A 1,204-nucleotide genomic window follows, 5' to 3' on the forward strand; every position below is an offset into this window, starting at 1 on the left:
TCGGCAGGCATTTATGCATGAGTTTGTCATGTTGGTCATTCCTATCTCCTTAATCGTATTGCTTTCTGCATTAGGATTGCGTGCATTACTTAAAATATTTCGCCAAGAGTTAGGGTTAGTGGAGCAAGAGTTCACGCTGCTATCAGAAAATCAAACGTCGCAGTTAGATAAAGAAGCGCATAATGCATGGTTTGTGGATAGAAGTATTTTGGTACTTAAAGAACATTATAAAACCTATCATTTAAGTTTACGTCTTGATCCATTGACGAAAATTTTTAATCGCCGCGCTTTTGATGAAGATATGGCGCTGGCCGTACAGCATAACACCCACTTTGTATTGGTCTTGATTGATGTCGATCGCTTTAAGCTGATTAACGATACCTGGGGGCATGCTTTTGGTGATGTGGTGCTCCGCCGCGTATCTGGCGTGCTGGCCGAAGAGCTGGGCGTGGCGCATGTGTACTGCATCGGCGGTGATGAGTTTGCGGCCATACTGCCACTGCAAGGGCGCGCACTGACTTCGGTATTAGAGCAACTCCAGACGGTGATCCGCGCATTACGTTGGCGGGAAAATAGCTGCCGCGTGACCTTGAGTATGGGCGTAGCAAATGGCCCACAACCGGCGGCAGTATTGTTTGAGCAAGCTGACCAAGCGCTGTATAAGAGCAAGAGTGTGGGGCGCAATTGCTGGCATTACTTTACGCGCGAAGACATTCGTGAAGGCATTGAAGAATCGGTCGATGGCTAAGGCCGCCGATCTTTGCGGCCTAACCATGATAATTAATCTTGAGCGCTAAAATGTAGATGACAAAACTTATTGGTAGTTAAAGCTGTCTGGGTGATTGGCTAAACTGCCACTGAGCGCAGCGAACAGCACCGTTTTACCATCAATGGATAAATCATCACTGACATTCAGCCAGGTCAGCTGTTGTGCGGTGCTGTCTTCATTGCTGCGTGACAGCACACCGGCCATGGTATGGCTTTGCGGTGAGTACAGCATCGCCAGTTGTTCTGCCGCACAGTCATGTGGTTTGCAGGCGCTGAATACCCAGTATTCTTTGCCATCAAGGCGTACTGTTTGTGTTGGTGAATCGGTACTGCCTTTTTTGACCCACGCAGGCAGAGTGTGTTTGCCTTGCATCACGGTAAAGGCTTGGCTGGCGGCAGAATCCTGCTGCAACGAGCCCAGTGTCGGTAACTCTTG

The 1,204-nt window shown here is 48.8% G+C and carries 2 protein-coding genes; one reads left to right on the forward strand and one right to left on the reverse strand.

Annotation, left to right across the window (positions count from 1 at the left end; translation table 11 throughout):
* Window positions 1–748: GGDEF domain-containing protein (locus tag ACRC27_RS07050; protein ID WP_438639519.1), on the forward strand; the 748-nt coding region annotated here is incomplete at its 5' end.
* A gap of 66 nt (window positions 749–814) precedes the next feature.
* Here the strand turns inward: ACRC27_RS07050 and ivy are convergent.
* Window positions 815–1,204: Ivy family C-type lysozyme inhibitor (gene ivy / locus ACRC27_RS07055; protein WP_438639520.1), on the reverse strand; the 390-nt coding region annotated here is incomplete at its 5' end.

Source organism: Plesiomonas sp. (assembly GCF_051650925.1).
Classification (GTDB): Bacteria; Pseudomonadota; Gammaproteobacteria; order Enterobacterales; family CAMTGL01; genus Plesiomonas.